The sequence below is a fragment of the Synechococcus sp. BS55D genome, assembly GCF_004332415.1.
In the GTDB taxonomy this organism is placed as follows: domain Bacteria; phylum Cyanobacteriota; class Cyanobacteriia; order PCC-6307; family Cyanobiaceae; genus Synechococcus_C.
The window spans coordinates 203,273-225,271 of record NZ_PHQT01000003.1 but is presented as its reverse complement, the minus strand read 5'-3'; the positions used below and the strand labels follow the sequence as shown (position 1 = coordinate 225,271).

The 21,999-nt window shown below is 63.6% G+C and carries 26 protein-coding genes; 12 read left to right on the top strand and 14 right to left on the bottom strand.

Annotated features, from left to right (window positions below; translation table 11 throughout):
* Nucleotides 1-85: 85 nt before the first annotated feature.
* Both CWE16_RS08045 and CWE16_RS12410 read left to right on the top strand, forming a co-directional pair.
* Nucleotides 86-604 (top strand): hypothetical protein, encoded by a 519-nt coding sequence (locus CWE16_RS08045; protein WP_131594497.1) that lies wholly within the window; start codon nt 86-88, stop codon nt 602-604.
* Between the two features lie 7 nt (nt 605-611).
* The gene (locus tag CWE16_RS12410; protein ID WP_330848544.1) at nt 612-1,556 is read left to right on the top strand and encodes a WbuC family cupin fold metalloprotein; all 945 of its coding nucleotides are present in this window, start codon (nt 612-614) and stop codon (nt 1,554-1,556) included.
* On the opposite strand, the gene CWE16_RS08030 is transcribed toward CWE16_RS12410, so the two are convergent.
* Complete coding sequence (locus CWE16_RS08030) at nt 1,545-2,192, bottom strand: SOS response-associated peptidase (protein ID WP_131454554.1); 648 nt, start codon at nt 2,190-2,192, stop codon at nt 1,545-1,547. The genes CWE16_RS12410 and CWE16_RS08030 overlap by 12 nt on opposite strands.
* Before the next feature lie 49 nt (nt 2,193-2,241).
* The gene (locus CWE16_RS08025; RefSeq protein WP_131594495.1) at nt 2,242-2,748 is read right to left on the bottom strand and encodes a DoxX family protein; all 507 of its coding nucleotides are present in this window, start codon (nt 2,746-2,748) and stop codon (nt 2,242-2,244) included.
* A gap of 299 nt (nt 2,749-3,047) precedes the next feature.
* Between CWE16_RS08025 and CWE16_RS08020 the strand changes: the two genes are divergently transcribed.
* Both CWE16_RS08020 and CWE16_RS08015 read left to right on the top strand, forming a co-directional pair.
* On the top strand, nt 3,048-3,272 hold the full coding sequence (locus tag CWE16_RS08020; protein WP_131594493.1) for a chlorophyll a/b-binding protein: 225 nt from the start codon (nt 3,048-3,050) through the stop codon (nt 3,270-3,272).
* 3 nt (nt 3,273-3,275) lie between these two features.
* A complete protein-coding gene (locus CWE16_RS08015; protein ID WP_131594491.1) occupies nt 3,276-3,749 on the top strand; it encodes a hypothetical protein in 474 nt (157 codons plus the stop codon).
* Here the strand turns inward: CWE16_RS08015 and CWE16_RS08010 are convergent.
* From CWE16_RS08010 to CWE16_RS12015, 5 genes are all read right to left on the bottom strand, one after another.
* Nucleotides 3,739-4,338 carry a pyridoxamine 5'-phosphate oxidase family protein gene (locus tag CWE16_RS08010; protein ID WP_236629646.1) on the bottom strand — a complete coding sequence of 200 codons (600 nt, stop codon included), beginning with the start codon at nt 4,336-4,338 and terminating at the stop codon, nt 3,739-3,741. The genes CWE16_RS08015 and CWE16_RS08010 overlap by 11 nt on opposite strands.
* Nucleotides 4,335-5,063: a peroxiredoxin-like family protein gene (locus CWE16_RS08005; protein ID WP_131594489.1), complete on the bottom strand. Its 729-nt coding sequence runs from the start codon at nt 5,061-5,063 to the stop codon at nt 4,335-4,337. Before CWE16_RS08005 ends, CWE16_RS08010 begins: the two co-directional genes overlap by 4 nt.
* Nucleotides 5,063-5,224 (bottom strand): hypothetical protein, encoded by a 162-nt coding sequence (locus tag CWE16_RS12135; RefSeq protein WP_201737976.1) that lies wholly within the window; start codon nt 5,222-5,224, stop codon nt 5,063-5,065. The genes CWE16_RS08005 and CWE16_RS12135 overlap by 1 nt, the downstream gene beginning before the upstream one ends.
* A 99-nt stretch (nt 5,225-5,323) precedes the next feature.
* The gene (locus CWE16_RS08000) at nt 5,324-5,497 is read right to left on the bottom strand and encodes a Nif11 family protein (RefSeq protein ID WP_131454559.1); all 174 of its coding nucleotides are present in this window, start codon (nt 5,495-5,497) and stop codon (nt 5,324-5,326) included.
* Nucleotides 5,498-5,574: 77 nt separating this feature from the next.
* Complete coding sequence (locus CWE16_RS12015; protein ID WP_161567577.1) at nt 5,575-5,748, bottom strand: hypothetical protein; 174 nt, start codon at nt 5,746-5,748, stop codon at nt 5,575-5,577.
* Between the two features lie 113 nt (nt 5,749-5,861).
* Here CWE16_RS12015 and CWE16_RS07995 point away from each other — a divergent pair, with 113 nt between their 5' ends.
* Nucleotides 5,862-8,621: a DUF1254 domain-containing protein gene (locus tag CWE16_RS07995; protein WP_131594487.1), complete on the top strand. Its 2,760-nt coding sequence runs from the start codon at nt 5,862-5,864 to the stop codon at nt 8,619-8,621.
* On the opposite strand, the gene CWE16_RS07990 is transcribed toward CWE16_RS07995, so the two are convergent.
* Genes CWE16_RS07990 through CWE16_RS07985 form a run of 3 tightly spaced genes read right to left on the bottom strand, consistent with a single transcriptional unit; the run spans nt 8,610 to nt 10,685 of the window.
* Nucleotides 8,610-10,166, bottom strand: a complete 1,557-nt coding sequence (locus tag CWE16_RS07990; protein ID WP_443081613.1) for a carboxypeptidase M32 — start codon at nt 10,164-10,166, stop codon at nt 8,610-8,612. The genes CWE16_RS07995 and CWE16_RS07990 overlap by 12 nt on opposite strands.
* A gap of 34 nt (nt 10,167-10,200) precedes the next feature.
* Nucleotides 10,201-10,377 (bottom strand): hypothetical protein, encoded by a 177-nt coding sequence (locus tag CWE16_RS12010; protein WP_161567576.1) that lies wholly within the window; start codon nt 10,375-10,377, stop codon nt 10,201-10,203.
* 56 nt (nt 10,378-10,433) lie between these two features.
* Nucleotides 10,434-10,685, bottom strand: a complete 252-nt coding sequence (locus tag CWE16_RS07985; protein ID WP_131594483.1) for a hypothetical protein — start codon at nt 10,683-10,685, stop codon at nt 10,434-10,436.
* A 65-nt stretch (nt 10,686-10,750) separates the two neighbouring features.
* On the opposite strand from CWE16_RS07985, the gene CWE16_RS07980 reads away from it, so the two are divergent.
* Complete coding sequence (locus CWE16_RS07980; protein WP_131594881.1) at nt 10,751-11,665, top strand: histone deacetylase family protein; 915 nt, start codon at nt 10,751-10,753, stop codon at nt 11,663-11,665.
* A 10-nt stretch (nt 11,666-11,675) separates the two neighbouring features.
* Here CWE16_RS07980 and CWE16_RS07975 read toward each other — a convergent pair whose 3' ends face one another.
* Complete coding sequence (locus CWE16_RS07975) at nt 11,676-11,918, bottom strand: hypothetical protein (RefSeq protein WP_131594481.1); 243 nt, start codon at nt 11,916-11,918, stop codon at nt 11,676-11,678.
* Between the two features lie 59 nt (nt 11,919-11,977).
* Here CWE16_RS07975 and CWE16_RS07970 point away from each other — a divergent pair, with 59 nt between their 5' ends.
* From CWE16_RS07970 to CWE16_RS07955, 5 genes are all read left to right on the top strand, one after another.
* Nucleotides 11,978-12,268 carry a 4a-hydroxytetrahydrobiopterin dehydratase gene (locus CWE16_RS07970; RefSeq protein WP_131454562.1) on the top strand — a complete coding sequence of 97 codons (291 nt, stop codon included), beginning with the start codon at nt 11,978-11,980 and terminating at the stop codon, nt 12,266-12,268.
* 50 nt (nt 12,269-12,318) lie between these two features.
* A complete protein-coding gene (locus CWE16_RS07965; protein ID WP_131594479.1) occupies nt 12,319-13,443 on the top strand; it encodes a CobW family GTP-binding protein in 1,125 nt (374 codons plus the stop codon).
* Nucleotides 13,444-13,548: 105 nt separating this feature from the next.
* Complete coding sequence (locus tag CWE16_RS12130) at nt 13,549-13,695, top strand: hypothetical protein (RefSeq protein WP_164498731.1); 147 nt, start codon at nt 13,549-13,551, stop codon at nt 13,693-13,695.
* A gap of 103 nt (nt 13,696-13,798) precedes the next feature.
* Complete coding sequence (locus CWE16_RS07960; RefSeq protein ID WP_131594477.1) at nt 13,799-14,839, top strand: extracellular solute-binding protein; 1,041 nt, start codon at nt 13,799-13,801, stop codon at nt 14,837-14,839.
* On the top strand, nt 14,836-16,404 hold the full coding sequence (locus CWE16_RS07955; protein ID WP_131594475.1) for an ABC transporter permease: 1,569 nt from the start codon (nt 14,836-14,838) through the stop codon (nt 16,402-16,404). The genes CWE16_RS07960 and CWE16_RS07955 overlap by 4 nt, the downstream gene beginning before the upstream one ends.
* Here the strand turns inward: CWE16_RS07955 and CWE16_RS07950 are convergent.
* Nucleotides 16,383-18,551: a PhoX family protein gene (locus tag CWE16_RS07950; RefSeq protein WP_131594473.1), complete on the bottom strand. Its 2,169-nt coding sequence runs from the start codon at nt 18,549-18,551 to the stop codon at nt 16,383-16,385. The genes CWE16_RS07955 and CWE16_RS07950 overlap by 22 nt on opposite strands.
* A 15-nt stretch (nt 18,552-18,566) precedes the next feature.
* Nucleotides 18,567-19,586, bottom strand: coding sequence for an esterase-like activity of phytase family protein (locus CWE16_RS07945; protein WP_236629645.1), 1,020 nt, complete (start codon nt 19,584-19,586; stop codon nt 18,567-18,569).
* Nucleotides 19,587-19,593: 7 nt separating this feature from the next.
* Here CWE16_RS07945 and CWE16_RS07940 point away from each other — a divergent pair, with 7 nt between their 5' ends.
* Nucleotides 19,594-20,490, top strand: a complete 897-nt coding sequence (locus CWE16_RS07940) for a cation diffusion facilitator family transporter (protein ID WP_131594471.1) — start codon at nt 19,594-19,596, stop codon at nt 20,488-20,490.
* A 49-nt stretch (nt 20,491-20,539) separates the two neighbouring features.
* Here the strand turns inward: CWE16_RS07940 and CWE16_RS07935 are convergent, their stop codons facing one another.
* Nucleotides 20,540-21,982 (bottom strand): MFS transporter, encoded by a 1,443-nt coding sequence (locus CWE16_RS07935; protein ID WP_131594469.1) that lies wholly within the window; start codon nt 21,980-21,982, stop codon nt 20,540-20,542.
* Nucleotides 21,983-21,999: the final 17 nt, after the last annotated feature.

Genomic DNA, 21,999 nt, shown 5'->3' with positions numbered 1-21,999 from the left:
GTGACCATCCTGCTGGCACTGGCCGGGGTCGCCGCGTATGAATACGTGCTTCTTCAGGGCCTTGCGCCTGCCTGAGTTGGCTCCCATGGTTTCGCGTCTGTTTTTCGCCCTTCTGCTGGTCACGGCATTGCTTCTGGGCCCTTCAACGGCCTGGGCCGCCGACCTGAAACTCAGCGCCGTGGAGCTGGCCCCCTGCGACGCTGCCGATCCCGGGGCCCAGCCGGGAGCGACAAGCGCCGGCAACCGCGGCAGCATCAGCAGCCCGGAGGGAGCGAGCTGCTACGTGCTCACGGGCACCGTTGAGAACCCCGGCCGCCGTCCCGTGGTCGATACCGACGTCTACGCGCGCATCCTCGACAGCAGCGGCGAACCGGTCCTGCAGAACCGCACACGGGTGGGGTCCATCGGCGATGTGGAACCTGGCTCCCATCCCTTCGCCTTGCGTCTGGCCGTGCCCACCGGCACCCCAGGCCCCTTTGAAGTGAAGAACGCCCGCGCGCGCGGCTTCAGTGCTCCGGTGCGCAGCCGTGCCGGCGACGACGAAGAGCTGCTGCCCCTGGAGCAGGGCGTGGTCAGCAGCCAACCCGCCCCCGCCCCCCGCTGACGCCTCGATGGACCTCGTTCTGTTTCTCTGCACGGGCAACTACTTCCGCAGTCGCTTTGCGGAGCAGTGGTTCAACCACAGGGCACGTCAGCTCGGACTTGATGACCAAGTGCAGGCCAGCTCAGCCGGCCTGGGGGTGAGGCCTGACAGCGGCAACGTCGGAGCGATGGCCAAGGAGGCTCTGGCGGCCCTGCGGGAGCGCGGATTGGAGCTGGATCCAGCGGATCTGGCCCTGCCCCATCAGGTGAGCCGCCAGGAACTCGAGCAGGCCAGCTGCGTCATCGCCGTGGACGCCGAAGTCCATCGCCCCATGGTGCAGGCCCTGTGCCCTGACTGGGAGGAACAGATCACGTTCTGGAGCGTGAAGGACCTGGGCGAGGGGGAGGCTGATGCCGACCCGATCGTCCAGCTGCAGGGGCGGGTGGAGCAGGTGCTGCAGTGCTGGCAGGTGCAGCTGAAACGCATCGACCAGCCCCTGCTCGATGCGGTTGCCACCGAAGCGCGCCAGCGCGAGCGCCTGCGACGCAACCACAACCTTCACCGGGAGAGCGACCTGGTTCAGAGGTTTCTCAATTCACTGCAGCCTGGCACCTACGTGCGCCCCCACCGCCACGTGCGAGCCGAAGTGGGCACCGGGTTCGAATGCTTCCTGGTGCTTCAGGGGGCGCTCGGGCTACTGGTCTTGGATGCTCAGGGCCATCTGTTGAGGCAGGAACGGCTGAGCGCCAAGGGCTCCCTACGGGGTGTGGAGCTGGCGGAGAACCAGTTCCACACCCTGGTGGCCCTGGAACCCGACACGGTGATGTTCGAACTCAAGCAAGGCCCCTATCTCCCCACCGCCGACAAGGACTTTCTGCCGATGTTCCCGCTCGAGGGGACCCCAGAGGCCCAGGACCAGGAGCAGCGCTGGCGGGATCTGTTCAACGGAAGCGGCCCCAGCTCAGAACAATGAGCCCTGGACCGGCGCCTCAGCGGGAGCGCGCAACGGTGTGAGCGGTCGGACCTGCCAGCCGACTGGATCCCACCCCAGCAGCAAAGGCTCGAGGGCACGCAGCTCGGCACCATCGCTCGGAGCCATCCAGGCCTCCTCCAGTCCCGCGGGAATGAGCACCGGCATCCGGTCGTGGAGGGGGCGGATCAAGGCGTTGGCCTCGGTGGTCAGCACGGTGCAGGTATCCACCTCACTGCCATCCGCACCGAGCCAGCGCTCCCAAAGGCCCGCGATCCAGAAGGGCTGACCGTCGTCCCGGGCGATCTGCTGGCCCTTCTCAAAAAAGCAGCTGGCCGGCAGCAGGCAGCGCCGGTGCCGCCAGGCCCCACGGAAGCTGGCCTTTTCGGCAACGGTTTCAGCTCGGGCATTGAACGGCCTTGGTCCGGTGGATGGGTCCTTGACCCAGGAGGGGATCAACCCCCAGAGCATCAGGGCGGCTTGGTCCTTGCCTTCCTCGCGGCGCAGGGCCAGCAGCGGTTCACCGGGGCGGATCAGATCCCTTGGGGCGTAATGACGGCGATGGTCCCCATCAAGACGCTCCAGCAAGGGAACCGGCAAGTTGGGGAGGGCTGTGCTCAAGGCATAGCGACCACACATCAAGCCAGCTCCCGGCAGCCAAAGGCCTCCTCATTCAAGGAGACCCAGATCAGCTGGCAGACCCCACGGTTTCCACATCGGCTTGAGAACTGGCAGCAAAGGAGGCCTCCAAGCGGGTCTGCTGTTGGCTGAGTTCAGGAGCCAATCGCCGCACGATCAGTTCATCGGCAGCGAAGCGTCCGGGGCCCACGGTCAGCACAGCAGCGGCACTGGCGAAATAGAGGCCGAGCAGCTCCAACAGATAGATGTTGAAACCGTTGATCACGATCGCGTGGTAGATCGCAACACTGATCGTGCCCAGAATCGCCAGCGCCCCGAAACGGGTGAGGAACCCCGTGATCAGAAGCCAGCTTCCGGCGATCTCGGAAAACGCCGCCAGATAGGAGAGGGTGATCGGGAAGGGAAGGTGAAGCGGCCGCACAAAGGCGTCAGCAAAGTTGTCGATATTGGCCAGCTTTTCGTAGCCGTGATGGATCAGCAGTGAGCCGGTGAAAACCCTCAGCACCAACAAGCCGAGGTCGGCAAGAAACGGGCGCGTCAGCAGAGTGCGCAACACAAGAGAACAAGCGGGTTTACAAAACGTAAGGAGACCTCCATGGCAGCCGTGGACGCCGGGTGGTGCTCGCGAATGATTGAGCAGAAGTACCTAGGCGGCAGGCGGCACCACAGCCGACGCTTCGGCGCGCCAGGATGCATCAAGAAACGAAACATTTTCTTGACATGAGTACGGAATCCTTTCTTGCCATCGTCCTAAGCATCGGCGCTGCCCTGGCCAGCATCAGTTTCTGGAAGTTCAGCAAGGCCGACGCCAGTGCAGGCAAGGCTGAATAAGCTCAGCCACCCTCTGTGACCCCCATGCCGAACGATTCCGACTACCGCTACGAACCCCTGGAGGCCTTTGGGGAGAGCCTCACGACGCGGCGCCCCTGGAACACTCAGGCCCTCGTGGGCGTTGAACGCCTCAACGGGCGCGTGGCGATGCTGGGCTTCGTTGCAGCTTTGATTGGCGAGCGACTCAGCGGCGTTGGCCCCGCCGGTCAGGTGCTGGCAGCCCTGCGCTGGTATCTGAATCTCGGCTGACCCATGCACGCCCCGGATCGAAAGGAACTCCTGGAACTCGAGCAGGGCGCACGCCGCCATGGAAGCGGCATCACGGCCACGGAACTCGTGGGCTGCTGGCGGCTTCAAACCGTCTGGCCCCGCACAACCGGTGAGGCCAACGGCATGAGCGGTTGGCTGCTCAGGCAGCTCCAGGCTCGCCTGGAGATCGTTATCGATACCGATGGCCAATTAAGCCTCAGCAATGCGGTGAATCTGGGCGCCCTGGAACTGCGCTTTCGAGGCCCCGGGCAACTGATCGGGGCTCGTCCTTTGCTGCGCTTCCACTTCACGACCCTCTGCCTCTCCCTGGGAAAGCAGGTCCTGATCGAGCGGGACCTGCCCGCCCCGACAGCCCAGAAGGAGCCTTTCTTCGCCCTGATTCATCGCGACCGCAACGGTTCACTGACGGCAAGGGGACGCGGCGGCGGACTGGCCCTTTGGACGCTCAGGGATTGAGCCGCTGCTCCCGCCAACCCTGCCCCTGCTCCCAGCAGCGGCGCAGGTGAGGGTGTGGCTTGAGATCCAGCTGCTCGACGCGATCGATCACCACCTGCAGCAATCGAAACGCCTCCGGCAGTGGGCTGCCATCAGGCAGTTGCTCGGGCCAGGGTCCCTCCGGCACGAACGAGGCCCCGGGAGCGGGCCAGCCCCACACCGCCCTCCCCTGGGGCGACATCCCCTGCCAGTGCTGCTCGAGGGCTTCGATCGCTTCTGCGGCCCCGATCACCCTGGCTGTCCCCCGCAGCCGGAACTGCTCCCGAGCCTTGCGAAAGAGCCAACAGAGCTCCACCCGTGGCTGCTGAATCAGATCCTGCGGCTTCTCGCTGCGGGCATCCGTGAGCAGATCGAGCTGGGCAGGCGCCGACCACCCCCGGAACACCAGGGTGCGCACCCGGGGGGTGCCATCACTGGCCAATGTGGCCAGCTGCAGCCATCCGCCCCCGGGGGCACGCCCCTCCCGCTCACGGGCAGCGCGCAACAACGGTCTCCAGGGAGGCAGCCCACCACTCACTGCCCCATCACTGCGTTGCGAGATGACGCTCACGCCTGCGAGAGCCAGGGCTCGAGAAACGCCAACGGGTCATGCATGGTCTCCGAGAAGCCGAGGATGCCGCGATCGCGATGGCAGTAGAGCAGGCTGTCGTCGGAATCAATCAGGAAGGTGCCGCCCCGCTGGGTGATGAAGGCGTCATCCGGCACATAGGTGCGCCAGTGGCGCAGCACCTCATTCATGTTGCGCAACCGCAGGGTCGCCAATTCAAAGGGCCGCTGAAAGCCGCTGCCTCCAGCGCGCTGAAACAAAGACGCCGGGAAAGCAGGCAGCACCCCTGTATCGATCACGGCGTCGTCGGTGAAACGCTGGGCCGCACGACGATCACCGACATAGCCCCGCAGCACCTCAGCCAGAGTGCCTGGTGACCCGAAGCCGGCACACATCAGCAAAAGCCCTGGCCAGGGTCCGCCCGGCGTCCTGAGACCTGCATAAAGCCCCAAGGAACGATGCAGCTGCGCATCAGGCACCACCTCCAGCGCCGTGGGCGGGAAGCCAGTGAACGCACAGAACCTCTCGGCGCCTGCCTCATCTCCGATGGCGATCGCCAGGAGGCTGATGCCGGCACGCCTGAGCCTGGGTAAGACGGGCACCAGGGCCTGGGCGTACTCCATCGAATCAAAGTCACCGAGCTGGCTGAGCAACAACACCAAACGGCGGCCCGTCTGGCAATCAGCCGTCTGCCGCAGGCGAATCAGCAAGGACTCCGGAGCCTGCATCAGCGGGGGGGCAACAACTCTCGCTCGCCTGTCACAACCGCAGAGCAAGGCGACTCGTCCAAGCGATCCAGTTGATGAGCAAATTCCCTGAGCTCCGCATCGAGCTCAAGCAGCATCACGGCCAAGGCCTGGGCCAGCTCGCAGCTGAAGGATTGCGACATGCCAGGTCTCAGGCGGGACTCATCCGTTGTAGAGGGCAGGCAGCCACTGCCGTGGCTGCCGTTGCGGCTCAGACACAAAACGGTCCAAAGCCAGCCGGATCACTGATGCTCCCGCTGCCAACGGCTGAGGTTGGCCGGGGAGAATTTGTGACCGTGACGGAGCGCCACCTTGGCGACGCAGGTGTTGTCGCTGCCGCAGCTCTCCACCTCACGACGAATCGTGTCGTTGCTCTGAGCCTTGGAGAGGAACGTCTCCAGTTGTTTCATCGACATGGTCATGCCAGCGATGGGACTCCCTACCGCTAGACACCGGGCGCGTGTAAGCGACGACACATCGCTTTTTCTTCTGATCAGGGGGTGCTGGGAGCTGCTCCCAGAAGTCTGTGTAAGAAGGCGCCCAAAACCAGCGGGGGGTCTCCCGGATCGATGATGTCCGCCACCTGCCAGATGTCGATGTCTTCTCCAGTGCGATCCATCCGGTAGCGGCCGTTCCTGGATGGGGTGAGGGCAGTGGCCTTCTGCAACAGCGCGAAGAGAGGCGGACATGGTTCGAGCGACAGAAGGCCAGCAATTAACAACGCAGTTGTAGACAACATCAATCTCCGTTACTAGACATTCTCTAACGAGAATCACCCTTTTGAGCACCCTCACTTGGCCTGATGACTACGTCTCTGCCGATGGAAGCGGCCTCAATACAGCGGCCTTGCTGAGTGATTTCGAAGCAAGCAGCGGTCTCAGTGATCTCAGCCCGGCGGAATTGGAGATTTTTGACGCCACCCTGGAAGCCACGGTCTGGTCCTACCCCCTGAATGAAACCTATCGCTACTACAACCTTGACACCGTTGTTCAGGCGCCAGCAAATGAACTCTTCAAGCCCGATTTTATTGCCAGCTGGTTGAACGAAAACTCAGCACCAGCACCGAATGCCTCGCTTCTGTACATGACTGCGTGGCTCGACCTCAGCCAAGGGGAGCAGGTGTTGCAACTACCGGCGAATCCTAATGGCAATTACTACGTTGTCGCCATTCTCGACAGCTATATCAACACCAACGGTTCGTTTGGGCCAAGGCTCCAAGGAAACAATCCTGATCCCCAGTACGTGCTACTGGCAGGACCAGACAGCGATTACTACCGCAACATTGCATCGGGAAGCAACAGCACACAAACCACTGTCATCACCGACCAGGCTGGCAACCAGACCACGATGCATGTGCTGCAGGTCGACACCCCGAAAGCCTGGATCACCGCTCGAATCGACACCAATAGCCTGGACCTCGATTCGATGAATGCCACCCGGGACTTCATCAATGGCACAGAGGGGGTGTCCGGAAGTGGCTTTCAACTCTCAACCCTCTCCCAGTTCATCTCCCATGGAACTGGATCAGTTCAATACTCCCCGCCGAAGCCGCCAACAGCCACTGGAGATGCAGCAGATCAGGCTCGCTCCGCCTGGCTGTCGGTCCCAACAAAGGCCAGCGACTTCTTCACTCAAGTGGGCGAGGCGCTGGCTCTCAACCCTGTCCCTTCCAAACTGGATCCCAGCTTCACTCCCCAGCCTTACCAAATCTGGACCGGCAACCAGAACGTTCTGCAGAACTCCGCAACGCCCTACCAGCCGCCCTCAGCGCTTGGGCCTGATGAAGTTGCTCTGCTCGACAGACGCTTCGCGACGATCGGCCTGAACCTGAGCACCGGCTTCTCCCAACCATCCAGCTGGACAGCCGAAGAGAAGGTTGTCTTCCAGAAGTCCTACACCTTCGCCCTTGAGCTGCTCGACAAAGCCACCAATGCCCAGGTCACAGGCACGCAAGGAGTGAACAACGGTTGGAACATCACCAATGACAATATCGGGGTCTACCCCAACACCTGGAGGTCGTGGCTGGTGCGTGCAGGCACCGCCATTGATGGTGGTGCGGCCAATATCCCTAATGATGCCGTCTATCCGACAACGCAGATCGACGAAGACGGTCATCAGCTCACGAGCACTTACAACTATCGAATCGCACTGCCACCCACGGCAGGCGAACCGCCGCTGAAAACCGAAACCTACGCGCCCGCTCAGGGCTTCTGGTCCTTCACGGTTTATCAACCGAATCCAGGCAATGCCTACCAACCCTTCCTGATTGAAAACGCAATCAGCAATACGACATATACCCCCCTCAACTCCACGGCAACACTCACAGCCGACGGCAGGCTGAGAACAACGAAGCCCGATAACTGGAATCAAGGCATCGGCAACAGAACTGCTGGTCAAGAAGGCAATGGAGTCGCCCTGTTGACAGGGTCCTCAAGTGCAGTGACCGGTCTGCAGCCCAACTCGATTTATTACGTGTACGGGGCAGAAGAGGACGGGGATGATTTGCTGCTCCAACTCGCATCCGACTATCAACCCAGCTACAGCTCCAACGGCATCCCTGTGGGTGGTGAAGGCTTAGCAGGCCCTGCGCTTTCCCTGAGTGGCACCACTGGCAGCAGTCTGTCGTTCGGCTGGATCAATCCCGTGGCCCAGCTCGGTTCTAATCAGCTGTCAGGGGAAACCAATGCCTCCACGACTCTGGTTACGGAGAGCGATGGCTCCATCAACCTCACCCTGTCGAACCTGACGCCGCCGGCCAACCTGGAGAACTGGCTCCCCACCCCTCTTGTCACCGGTGCCGGATCCTCCAATCCCCAGGCGGCCAGTGAGTTCCTGTTGATGGCCCGCTACTACTGGCCCTCGAGCGACACCGCCAATGGAGCCAAATCGGTTCTTGCCGACCCAACATCCTCCGATGTTTACGCGCCGCCAGCAGTCGAACGTTTGGGGCTGAACCGCATCCAAGCCTGGGATCTACTCACGAATCAGGCCGAAGCCCTGGTGAAGACCATCGATCCAACCTTCGGATCCACCAGTCCACTCGACTCCCCCTCACCCTTCAGCAGCGATGTGGTTGGAGCCTTGCTCGACCTCCGCTTTCTGCCTGATGCTCTTGATGGCCAGTTGGCCACGGTGAACTACGGCTATTCCCGCAACGCTGACTACAACAATCAACTCTTCTTTTACGCCATTGATGACGTGACTGGCAGTATCAATGGCCTCTCACCCTCAGACAGCAACTACCTCAACGAGGCCTGGTCACGCAGGCTGCAGCCAGGCGCGCCGATTGTTGCCGATTTTGATTCCACCAGTACAGGATCAATCCAACTCACAGCCGGCCAACTGTTCGCTCCGATCGTCAACAACGGCAAAGGCCAGATGTTCACCGCTTTCGACAGTGCCAATGCCAGCGACTATCGCCATTTCGATCTGCTCAGCGGTAGCAGCTTTGCCTTTGAAGATCTGCTCAATGGCGGCAATGAACATGACCGGAACGACGGCATCCTCGCCATCACCTCGATCGACCTCTCAGCTCCCTGACAGCGCCGGTGACAACCGGCTGAGCTTCGCCTCGAGATAGGCGAGAAACGGCTCGGCCGACAGGGGGCTTCCACTCACCTGCTCCACCAGCTGCTCCGCATTGAGGGCACGGCCGATCGGGTGCACATGCTCGCGCAGCCAGGCGAGCATGCCGCCGAGATCGCCACGGGCGAGGTGGTCTTCAGGGGCACCGATCGCCGCGGTCATCGCCCCGCTGAGCTGGGCACTGATGAGATGCCCCAGCAGATAGGAGGGGAAGTAACCGAACAATCCCTCGCTCCAGTGCACATCCTGCAAACACCCCTCAGCATCATCGGCAGGCTTGACCCCAAGCAGCTCCCCGTAGCGACGGTTCCATTCCTGCGGCAGATCGTCCACTGCCAGCCCCTGCTCCAGCAGCGCCAGCTCCAGATCCGTGCGGATCAGGATGTGTAGCCCGTAGCTGAGTTCATCGGCTTCCACGCGATTGCAGCCTGGCGCCATCGGATTCATTGCCCCCCAGAACTCCCTGGCCGACCCAAGCGGGGCACCCGCCGCGGCGAACCGTTCCCACCAGCGCTCAGCGAAGGGGAGGCTGCGGGCCACCCGGTTTTCCCAGAACAGCGACTGGCTTTCATGCACGGCCATCGACGTGGCCTGCCCTAGGGGCCAGGCGAACCACTGATGACTCGCGGTGGGCAACCCCTGTTCATAGAGCGAATGCCCCCATTCATGCGCCGTCGCCAGGAAACAGGAGAGCGGCTGACCAGCCACCACCCGGGTGGTGATTCGGAAGTCGCGGGGGCCAAGGGTGATCGAGAACGGATGCGGGGATGCGGCCACGCAGGTGATCGCCGGATCCCGACCCCAGTCCTCCAGGAGCTGATCACAGAGCTGCTGCTGAGTCGCGGCAGGCAGATCCCAGCTGAGGGATGTGGGCCTCGGGCCGCTGCGCAGCTGATCCAGCAGTTCCGGCAACCGCTGGCGCAAGGGCGCAAACAACTGCTGAAGTCGCTCCAGGCTGAGATCGGGCTCAAAGGGCTGGGCAAGGGTCTCCCAGCAGCTGCGTGGTTCCGCCAGCTGACGGGCCTGCTCCTGACGCAGGGACACCATGCGGGTCAAAGCCGGCGCAAACAGGCTGAAATCAGACCTGACCTTTGCCTGTTGCCATCGGTCGTAGCCCTCCGCCTTGGCGGTGGCCAGGGCGCTGACCAGATCTGGATCCAGGGCTTGCTGACGACGTAAGTCCTGCTCCAGCAGATCCAGATTGCGCCCGCGGGCCTGCAGTTCGTTGTTACCTGCAGCTCCTGCTGCTGCAACGGCAACGTGCCAGTCCTGCCGGGCTTCGGCGATCAGATCCGCATAGGACGCAGCGCTCTGACGGGCATGGAGCTGCCGCGCCAGCAAGGCCAGCTGCTCGCCACGCCAGGCAGCCCCTCCGCTGGGCATGCGCGTGTTCTGATCCCAGTAGAGCGTGCTCTGGATCGAACCAAGCAGGTTGGTCTCCCTCAGATGGGAGCCCAGGCGCTGCCAAGCGCTGCTACGACCGCTCACTCCGATCAACACCAAGGTCTCACCACCCTCTCAAACAGGCCGCGACTTAGCGCCGCAGGTCACGGGTGCGACGCCGAGCCTGCTGCTCGCTTGTCCACGTGGCCCAGCGACGCCACTCCACCTCACTGGCGGGCTGAACCGCTGCCACCAGGGCGTTATCGGTCCAATAGTCGGGGGAGTCCAGGGTTCCCAGATGGATCGGACAGGAGGGTCCAGCCTTCACAGCAACGCCTACAGATTGTCTTAAGACTGGCCCACGGTGAGACCGACCTGCAAGCCCTACTCCACGGTTTCGCCTTCCACGGAAATCTCGAAATCGATGCCGAATCGATGGGCCGTCGCCCGAAAGCGCCGAGCCAACTCGATAAAGAGCCTCTTCACAAGCGCCTCATCGAAGTCATAGATCTCGAGGTTGGCGGTCTTGGCCACGGCCTGCAAATCTTCGATCAGCTTCTCCACCCGCGGCGCAAACACCTTGCCGAACCGGGCCCGCCGCTCGGCGGAACTGTTGAAATCAGGCGTCTCCGCCATCGCGATTAGAAGAGAATCCGGGCAGTTTGGCCCATTCCCCTCGCAGCACCCCTGCAGCTCTCGAAGTGCCCCTGCCGATCGTCTACCACCCCCGGTACTCGGCCCCTCTGCCCAGCAGCCATCGCTTCCCGATGGCCAAATTCCGTCTGCTCCATGCCCTGCTGCTGCAGCGACGCTGGATCCGACCGGAACAAGTGCACACGCCGCTGAGCATCTGCCGGAAGGACATCGAGCGCGTCCACGGGCGCCAATACCACCAGGCCTTCAGTCGCAATCAGCTCGACCGCAGCGCCCTGCGGCGAATCGGTCTGCCCGCAAGCCGGGAGCTGGTGCAACGCACCTGGCTGGCCGTCGGGGGCACCTTGCTCACGGCAAGGCTGGCCCTGCGCCACGGCATCGCCTGCCATCTGGCGGGTGGCACCCATCACGCCCACCCCGGCTATGGAAGCGGCTTCTGCATCTTCAATGACTGCGCCGTCGCCGCTGCTGCTCTTCTGGCGGATGGCGTGGTGCGGCAGCTGATGGTGATCGATCTTGATGTGCACCAGGGGGATGGCACCGCCGCCTGCTTTGCCGCTGATCCACGCGTGTTCACCCTTTCAGCACACGCCCAAAGCAACTTCCCCCTGCGGAAGGGTGAAAGCGATCTCGACATTCCCCTGCCGGATGGCACCGATGACGAGCTCTATCAACAGGCCATTGGAGACCGCCTGCCTGAACAGCTTGATGCCATCCGACCCGACCTTGTGCTCTACAACGCCGGCATCGACCCCCACCGGGACGACCGCCTGGGCAGGCTGGCTCTGACGGATCAGGGCCTCCTGCAACGAGACAGGCTGGTTCTGGATGCCTGCCTGCGACGCTCGATTCCCGTCGCCACAGTGATTGGCGGCGGCTATGACTCCCTTGAACCGCTCGTGGAGCGGCATGCGCTGATCGTGCGAGCCGCCCTGGAGCAAGCGAGGCTCTATGCCATCTGAGCCGAACGCTTCACTTCCGACGGCAGTAGCCGCCGCCCACATTCATCCAGCCGGAGGGGCAAGGCTTGCCATTGGTTGGCTTCACCGTGTAGGTCACCAGACCCAAGGTGCTGCACTTGCCGTTGAACGTATCGACGTAGCCCATGGGGCACAGATCGGCGATTTTGGGCACCACACGCTGGGCATGCGCCCGGAAGGGAAGCCCGGCAATGGCCGCACCGAACAAGGCAAGCGTGAGGACAGTCCGGCGCATCAGAGCTGACGGCGGGTTGTGAGCGCAAGACTAGGTCTGATCCTCCGTGCGTCACCGCGATGGCCGCCACCCTGCTCAGCCCAGATGCATGCGCAGCACTCAGCCATCAGCTGCCTCTTTGGGCGATCGTCGATGGCAAGCTGACCCGCCAATGGACCTTCGCCAATTTCAGTGAGGCCTGGGGCTTCATGAGCCGGGTCGCCCTCCTAGCGGAGGCCATGAACCATCACCCCAACTGGAGCAACGTCTACGCAACGGTGACCATTCAGCTGCACACCCACGACCTCGGGGGACTCTCCAGCCTCGACCGAGCCCTGGCCGAAGCGATCGATCGCATCACTCCTGCCTGAGGCCTGCCAGCATGGTGGGCTGGACTCCGTCGGCTTCCCCCGCAGCGACCATGACAGCCACCCCAACCAGCACAGCGATTCAGGCCGGTGGCGTGCCGGTGACGATCCTCACCGGCTTTCTGGGGGCTGGAAAAACCTCCCTGCTCAACCACATCCTCAGCAATCAAGACGGCGTCAAGACCGCCGTCCTCGTGAACGAATTCGGCGAGATCGGCATTGATAACGATCTGGTGGTGAGCACCGGCGAAGACATGGTGGAGCTCAGCAACGGCTGCATCTGCTGCTCGATCAATGGCGAACTGCTGGAGGCGGTGGATCGGATCCTGGAACGACCTGACCCGGTGGACTATCTGGTCGTCGAAACCACTGGCCTGGCCGACCCTCTGCCCGTGGCCATGACCTTCCTGGGTAGCGAGCTGCGCGACCAAACCCGACTGGATTCGATCATCACCTTGATTGATGCTGAGAACTTCGGCCCCGAGGTTCTCGACACCGAGGTGGGGCGCTCCCAGGTGATCTACGGCGACATCCTTCTGCTGAACAAGACCGATCTCGTGGAGGAGGAGCGTCTGCAGGCGCTCGAGAAAAGCCTCAAGGAGGTGAAGAAAGACGCCCGGATCCTGCGCTCGGTCAAAGGTGAGGTTCCACTGCCGCTGCTGCTGAGCGTGGGGCTGTTCGAATCGGACCGCGTGGTCAGCGCCTCCAGCAACCCGAGCCTCGATCACAGCGACTGCGATCACGACCATGGCCATTGCAGTCATGACCATGAGCATGACCACGGGCATCACGATCACCATGATCATGATCACCACGGTCATGATCACCACGGTCATGATCACCACGGTCAGGGCAACGCCGATCATCTAGCGATCGAGGGTTACACCTCCCTCTCCTTCAGCAGCGATGGCCCCTTCGCCCTGCGCAAGTTCCAGAACTTCCTCGACAATCAACTGCCGGCGTCGGTGTTCCGCGCCAAGGGGATTCTCTGGTTCAACGAAAGTGATCGCCGCCACGTCTTCCACCTGGCTGGCAAACGCTTCTCCATCGATGACAGCGACTGGCCCGGCGAGCGCAAGAACCAGCTGGTCCTGATCGGTCGCGATCTCGATCACGCCCTGCTGCGCAAACAGCTGCAGGCCTGCGTGGCCAAGGATGCCGGTCAGGGCTTCGGCTGAACACCGCAGTAGGGCTGTCAATCGCAGCAGGGCTGTAAACCGCAGCATTGGTCACAGGCGGAATCCCGCGAAGGTGATTAGGGTGGCCTTCTACCGGGAGAGGGAATGGTTGAACTTCTCACTGCAGGCACCCTGCTCATCGCGCTAGGTGTTGCCTTCTGGCTTCTGGTGGATTCCGACGATGACAACAGTGGAGGCGGCCTGATGGAGCCCGCCCTGGTTCCGATTCCGGTTCGTCAGCAGCGCCGCTGAGCCCTGAGAGCCCCACCTCAAATCCCCGCCAAAGCGGGGATTTTTTTTGCCCGCCGCCGGAGAGGGCTATTGAGTATCATTCGCAACCAGCAACCATTCGCAAATGCGGATCAGTCTCAATAAAGCCCGGATGGGTCGCCTCTCAGCCTTTGCCTTGCTACTGCTCAGCTCAGGGCTACTGGCCTCCTGCGGCAACCGAAGCGAACAGGAAATCGGCGTGTACTCCGGTCGCCACTACAACACCGACCAGGCGCTCTACGACCGCTTCACCACCGAAACCGGCATCAAGGTGAAATTGCTGGAAGCGAAGGACGACGCCCTGATTCAGCGGCTTCGCTCCGAGGGATCGGAATCGCCGGCAGACGTGCTGATCCTTGCCGATGCAGCGCGCCTGGATCGTGCGGCCGACCTGGACCTGTTCCAAGCCGTGGATTCAGACAAGCTCAAATCGGCGATCCCGGCCGATCTGCGGGATCCAGCGAACCGCTGGTTTGGCCTCACCCGCCGCCTGCGTGCCCCAATGATCAACCCGGCGGCTCTGCAGCCCTCCGAGGTCGACAGCTACGAGAAGCTGGCCCAGCCCGCCCTCAAGGGCCGCCTCTGCCTGCGCAATCGCCGCAGCGTCTACAACCAGTCTTTGGTGGCCTTTGTGCTCGATCGCCAAGGAGAAGCAGCCACAGCCGCCTGGATCCGCGGCATGGTGACCAATCTGGCGCAGCCGGTCTTCAGCAGTGACACCCCCATGATCAGGGCCGTGGCCCAGGGGCGTTGCGGTGTCGCCCTGGCCAACAGCTACTACCTGGGCCGACTGCAGGCAGGCGACTCAGGGGAGACCGATCGCAGCCTCTCCACCAAGGTCAAGGTGGTCTGGCCCGACCCGGTTCACGTCAACATCACCGGGGCCGGCGTCACCCGCGGCAGTCGCCAGCCAGCGGCAGCCCGTCGCTTCCTTGAATTTCTTGCCTCCAATCAGGCCCAAGGGGGCTACGCAGCCGCCAACCATGAATATCCGATCAAAGGCTTTGGCGATGACCCAGTGCTGAAGGCCTGGGGTCCGTTCCGGCAAGCTGATGTTTCCGCCGCCCGTCTCGGTGAACTCAATGGCAAGGCGCTCGAACTGATGACGGCCAACGGCTGGCAATGAGCAGCTCAAGGCTGACCGCAACCCAAGGGGGGCCTTGGCGGCCTGGTCGGCGTCTGCTGAGCGCAGGCGCCCTGCTGCTCGCCCTGCTGGCGCTGTGGCCTGTGGCCGGGCTGCTGCGCGAGGGCCTGCAGGGGCTGACCAACGGTTCCGCCCGGCTTGGAGCTGACGGGGGCCTGCAGTTGCGGGGAACCACCCTGCTGCTCCTGGGCACAGCGCTCCTGGGAGGGCTGCTGGGAACAGCCAATGGCTGGCTCCTGGCGAACTGCCGTTTTCCGGGTCGACGACTGTTACGGATCGCCCAGCTCCTCCCCCTGGCCAGCCCCTCCTATCTGCTTGCCGCCACCCTGATCGACCTGGGAAGCCGCCAGGGCCTCCGCATCCATGGACTGGGATGGGGGGTTCTTGTGATGGCCCTCAGCACCTACCCCTACGTTTTTCTGCTCAGCACCGAGAGCTTCACGATCTGCGGGCGTCGCCAACTGGAGGCCTGCCGCTGCCTGGGGGTCGGCCCCTGGAACAGCTTCCGACGGATCGCCCTTCCCATGGCCCTCCCAGCCATCGGTGCCGGGATTGCCCTGATGGGCATGGAGGTGGTGAACGAACTTGGCGCCGTGCAGCTGCTCGGCATCCCCAGCCTCTCGGCCGGAATCCTCCAGGCCTGGCAAGCGGAGGGAAATCCCACCGGTGCCGTGGGTCTTGCCCTGATCACCCTGGCGATCGTGATGGTGTTGCTGGTGGGTGAACGGCGGTTGCGACGACGCAGTCGTCGCTGGTCGGATGGGGTGGCCGGCGGTGAATCACCCGCCTGGCCCCTGCAGGGTCAGCGCGCCTTTGCAGCCCAGGCCCTGGCCCTGGTCCCCCCACTGCTCAGCCTGGGAATCCCGCTGTTCTGGGCTGCTGTCAACGTTGATCAGCTGAAGTCAGGGCTCAGTGCTGAACTGTTGCTGCTGGCTGGACGCAGCCTCGGCCTTGCCCTCGCGGCAGCTGGGCTAGCCCTCACGGCAGCCCTGGTGCTGGCCATCGCCAAACGCTGGAGCAGCGCTCCATGGCTGCGCAGCCTGACCTTTCTCGCTGGCATGGGCTATGCCGTTCCCGGAGCTGTGCTCGCCCTCGCCCTGCTGCTCCTAGGCGGTCCCTGGCGTCTCGCTCCTCTGCTCTTGTTGCTCTGGGGCTACTGCGACCGCTTTCTGGCCGTCGCCAAAGGCGGGCTGGACGCTGCCCTGGAGCGCCTCTCCCCCAGCCTTGATGAAGCGGCCACAGGCCTGGGCTGCCGCTGGCCAGATGTGCTCCAGCGGGTGCATCTCCCCCTGCTGCGTGGCCCCATGGCGGTCGGAGCACTCCTGGTGTTCGTCGACACGGTGAAGGAGCTGCCCCTCACCTTCGCCCTGCGCCCCTTCGATTTCGACACCCTGTCTGTGCGGGTGTTTCAGTACGCCAGCGATGAACGGTTGGCCGCCGCCCTCTGGCCCGCTCTGATGATCCTGCTTCTGGGTCTTGTTGCCTCCCTGGCCTTGATCCCAGGCCTGGAACGGCAGCAGCGGGATCAAGCACCCAGCAGAGGTTGACCGTCGAGGCGCTGCACCACCACCACCCCTGGACGGGGAGGGCGCCCCGGCGCCTGTGAAGGCCAATTGGAACCCAAAGGCACCCGGCGAAGCTGCTCGATCGTGACGCCATCTCGGTCTTGAAGACGGTGGGCCTGATACTCCTCAGCACCGGCCAGACGGCGCCCGTTCACCTCACCGGGGTGCTGCACCGCCAGAAACAGGGCCCGCTCCTGCCGATCGAGGCAGACTCCGGTGAGCTCAGATTCCATCGGACCGATCGCAAAGCAAGCCGCTGACTCCCCATCCCCCAAACGGGGGATGAACCAGCAGCTGTTATTGCCGAATTGATCACTGGCGGCGGACTTCGTGGAGCGGTCCGTCACGATCCAAAGGTTGCCCCCGCGATCAATCGCCAGGTTGTCGGGGTTGGTGAAACCAAGTCCACCGGCCCAGGGCTCCCCTCCGGTCACGGCCATGCGCCAACGGAACCGGGAGGATTCATCACTCAGGCGCATGACCCAGCCATGGCCCCAACTGGCCTCACCCCTGGGACCGCTGAAGATCGCCGGGTCGGCACCGCCGCTACTGCCAGGAGCACCAGAGGTGAACGCCACCAGCAGATCCCCTGTGATCGGATCGATCTCCGTATCTTCCGGACGGGCCGTGGGGGTTCCACCGATGGCCGAGGCAGCCAGATGGGCATCAATCAAGATCGCGCCCTGCAAGGCCTCCCCATCGCCGCGATAGAGGTCCGCCAGGGTGGAGAACCGCCGGGCATAGGCAGCCACCGCCGCATCGTCACGGAACAGCTCGGCACCGGCGCGAGCACGGTCGGAATGGGGCAGTTCCACTGGACAGCTGAGGCCAGCCGCCTGAAACCGCCCTGGCGCAAACGGCTGCACCGATGTCTGCGGCAGCAAGGGCAACCATTCGCCGGTGCCATCAGCAGCAAAACGGGCCACCTGGAGCTCCCCCGCCTCCAGCAGGCGGGAGTTAGCGGGATCCTCCGGGCGCGTCACGCGCCCCTCACTCACGAAGCGGTAAAGGTGGCCACCCCTGCGGTCACAGCCGGAATAGACCACCAGTGGCTCACCGGCCGTGGCCCGAATCGCCACCGCCTCATGGCGGAAGCGACCCAGGGCCGTGTGCTTTCGCACAGTCGAGCCGGGATCCGACGGATCGAGCTCCACCATCCAGCCGTACTTGTTGCCCGCCAGCCCGTAGGGATTGCCAAGGCCTGCCAGGGCGCCGGCCCGGCAGACCAGTGGCATGGCCCCGGGTTCCGAGGCGCTGCCATCGGCGTACACAGCCTCCGGCACCTGCGACTGGAAGTTCTCCTCTGCACTCAGCACTGTGCCCCAAGGGGTGGTGCCACCGGCGCAGTTGGCGAAGGTACCGATCACCGCCACCCCTAGGCCATCGTCGTAACCCAGACGCTGGGGTGCTGCGAACACCGCCGTGGCCGGCCCTGTGGCCTGCAGGCGCTGGGCGGGATCTCGCCAGCCGGCCAGCCCATCCACCCGCCGTTCCCGGCGGTCAACGCTCCGTCGCCAGATCCCCTGACCATCGCGCTGCAGGTGGATCACCCCCACACCCAGATCCGCCATCGCCTGATCGGTCACCGCGCGGATCTGGCCCAGCAGAGGGTCATCGGCGGGGAGGCGGCTGGCATCGATCAGACCATCACGAGCTGCCAGGGCCGACACCAGTGCCTGCCAGGGCAAGGGCTGATCCACCACCTCTGCAAAGCCATCGACCCAGGGAAGCGGGCTGATGTATTCGAAGTTCACGACCAGAAGCGCCTCGTTCTCCCCACGCGGCACAAAGCCCAGGTAGTCGTTGTTGAAGCCAAAGCGACCCTGCGCCAGGGGATCCCCCCAGGCGGCGAGCAGATCGCTGCGAAACCCCTCCGGCACCACCAGACGATCCTCGATCGCCAGCTGCCGGTAATGCTGCTGCTGCTGAGGCGCCGCCAGACCATCGCTGCTCACCGGCAGGGGGGTCGGCACAGGCTGAAAGGGCCAGGTCCCGGCCTGCACTGTTTTGGTTTTCCCAAGAGTTTTCGCCAGAGGTTTCGGCACACCAAGGCTTTGGGCTTCGGTGCGACTGGCCAACAGTCCGGCCCCAGCGAGGCCGAGCAGGCTGAGCACAGAGCGACGGCGCATGGGGAGAGAAGCGAATCAGAAGGAGGGAACAGGCGGCAGGGCCACAGAGCTGCAAGCTGCAGTACGCCGTGGCGCCAGCACCGCAACCCAGCTTCGCTGAGCAGGATTGAAGTTGTCGTCGCTCACCAGCACAAGAGCCCGACGACCATCAGCCAGCCGCGGCCCCCAGGTCATGCCCTCCCAGTTGTCCGGCGGCAGACCTGAGGCCAGAAGATCCCAGCCCGCCAGTGGGCGAAGCGGTGGTGCAGCCGGTCCGTCCGGCCAAGGCAACCACTGCAGCTGAGCCGTCCAGGCAGAGGGCGGAACGTAGCTGCGCAGCAAGGCCAGGAGGCCACGCGGCTGTTTCAGGGTGAGCAGTTCGGTGAGCCCCTGAGAGCGCAAGCTGGCGCTTCCGGCAGGACCGATCGACAACCGGCCGAGCTCCTGCATCTGCCCATCGGGTGCGCGGCGGGCAAGCCGCACAACGTCGACATCGTCCTGTGTCCTGTCCTGTCTCAGAGGAGCCTCAGCCCCCAGGAGCAAACCGCCATAAGGGTCGCGGCTGAGCGCCTCCGGTCCCTTGTTCGACTCCAGGCCCCGACCGGGGGCAAAGCGCCAGGCCACTGGCAGGGCTGCCTCCTGCTGCAGACGACCATCAGCCATCGAGAAGCGCAGCAGCTGAGGAGGACGCTGGCCCTGCCAACGCTTGCTGCGCCTGCCCTCGCTCACGATCCAAGCCTGATCGCCCCGCAAGACAAGCCCCTCCCCATCGAAACGCCTGGGCAGGGGCTCACCGCCACCATCACGAAGGAGCAGACGCGTCCCCAGCTGCAGAGGCGTGCCGGCGCGGATCCAGCGGGCCACACCACCAAAGGGCACCAAATGCCCCTGGGGGGCATCACTGAGCAGCCAGAAACGATCGGCTTCCGGCTGGTAGGCAATCGCTGAGAACCCACCGAGGGGCAAGCCATCATCTGCAGCACGCGGCAACTCCTGCCTGCGGATCAATTCCCAGCCGGCCTCGGGCGGACAGGGCAGGATCAGGGAAAGCGGCACGGGATGCGTGGCCCATCATCACCACCATGATCACGGCTCGGGTGGCCGTCGCGATGCCTTCAGGCTCACAGTGCTCCTCAATGGCGGGCTGAGCGGTCTGCAGATCGTGGTGGGGATCGCCTTCGGATCCATCGCGCTGATCGGCGATGCCCTCCACAACCTCGGCGATGTGGCCGGCTTGCTGCTGGGCTGGGGGGCTGAGCACCTGAGCCGACGCCCACCCACCGAACGGTTCAGCTACGGATTCGGACGGTCCACCCAACTGGCGGCAGTCAGCAATGCGGTGTTGATCCTGATGGCGTCAGCGGTGGTGTGCGTGGAAGCCATTCAGCGCTTCGGCCGACCAGAACCGCTGGTGGCAGGCCCGGTGGCCTGGGCAGCCTCAGCCGGACTGGTGGTGAATCTCGTTTCAGCGCGGCTGTTTGGCCATCACCATCAGCATGACCTCAACCGTCGTGCCGCCGTCCTGCACCTGCTCAGTGATGCGGCGGTCTCGGCGGCCGTGCTGTTGAGCGCCCTGCTAGCGGGAGCCACGGGCTGGACCTGGCTGGATCCGCTCACCGGCCTTGGGGTCGGGCTGAGTGTGGCCTGGCTGGGGGTGCGGCTGCTGCGGGATTCGCTGGCCGAAAGCCTGGATGCGGTTCCGAACCGCATCGATGCCGATGCCGTGCGCGAAACGCTGCGAAGCCTCGGCGCCGTGGAAGCACTCCATCACCTGCACATCTGGTCGATGGGAGGCTCCCGGGTGGCCCTCACCGTTCATCTGGTCCGTCCGGCGGATCACGCCTGGAACGACGACCGCCTACTCCAGGAGGCCAACCATGCCTTGGCCGACCTCGGAATCAACCATTGCACGATCCAGATCGAGAGCCCGGCAAGTCCCTGTGCGAGGGAAGGCTGTTAATGCGTGAGAAGGCTGTTGATCAAAAAGCTCTGAACGCAACAACTGCGCCTCAGATGCTCTCCATATCGCGGCCCTTGGGCTCGATCCGGTAAATCCAAGTGACCACAGCACCGAGCAGGGAGGTCACCACCAACACCATCAGCAGCTTTTCCGTGCCCCACACCTGAAGCAGAGTGGGAAAAAAGAACGCAGTCAACACGGCACCAACCTTGCCGCTGGCCGCAGCGAAACCAGCCCCGAGGCCACGAATCTTGGTGGGGAACACCTCGCCTGCCAACAGATAGGTGGTGGCATTGGGGCCAAAGTTGGTCATGAACTGGAACAACAGGAACCCTGCGACCACCAGCGGCAGGTTGATGGTGGAGCCGCTGCCGCCAAGGCCCGCAATGAAGAGACCAGCCGCACAACCGACAAACCCCGTCACCTGAAGCGGGATGCGCCCCCAGCGATCCGCCAGCAGGATCGCCACAGCGATGCCCACCAGGAATCCCACATCGATCAACGCCGTGCCCCGGGCACCGATCATGTCGTTGTGAATCAGGGCCGAAACAGTGTGCTCATGGCTCTGGGCCCCAAAAGCCGTGGCGATGATCACCGGCGTGAAGATGCCGATCCCGTAAGTGGAGAGATCCTGCAGGAACCAGGGCACCGAGGTGAGGATCGTCGAACGCAGATATTTGCCCCGAAACAACTTGGTCCAGTCATGGCTGCGCTGCTGGGCGTCGATCTCCTCAAGGCGGTCCACACCGGCAAGGGTGAGGTTCTGACGATTCAGCAGTTTGCGCAGCTGCTTCTCTGCCTTCTCGGGCAGACCGCGGCTGACCAGCCAATGACTGCTCTCAGGCAGAAAGAGACGCCCCCAAATCACGGCAGCCACGGGCACCACCGGCACCAGGAAGAAAATCCGCCAGGCATCGAGCGCATCGGGCGATGACGCCATCGAGCCGAGCACAATCGATGCGATCGCCGTCCCGAGCACGGCACCGATGGCCTGGAAGCTGAAAGCGCCGAGCACCAGTCGGCCCCTGATCGAGGCCGGGATGCTCTCCGAAATCACCAGATGAGCCGTGGGATAGTCAGCCCCAAGCGACAGCCCGATCACAAACAAACTGGCGATCAACACGCCCTTCGAGGGCGCCGCTGAAGCCACCAAGAGCGCGATCAGCAGCAGCACCATCTCACCGATGAAAACGGGTTTGCGCCCAAGCCGATCAGCCAGCCCCCCCAGCAGCAGCGCACCCACGAGGATTCCGGCCAGGGTGGCCGCCGTCACCAGACCCTTGTCGAAATCGGTAAGGCTGAACTCCCTGGTGATCAGGGGTAATCCCACCCCCTGCATGAACACGATCATCCCCTCGAAAAACTTGCCCGCCGTGGCCAGGGACCAGACCAGCCACTGCATCGAAGAGAGCGGTGGGCCAGCCAGCGGCGACCCGTCATCCCAAACGGGAACATCCTCGATGTAAGCCTGAACGGAATGCTTGTGTTTCACGAGAAGCGCAACACCAC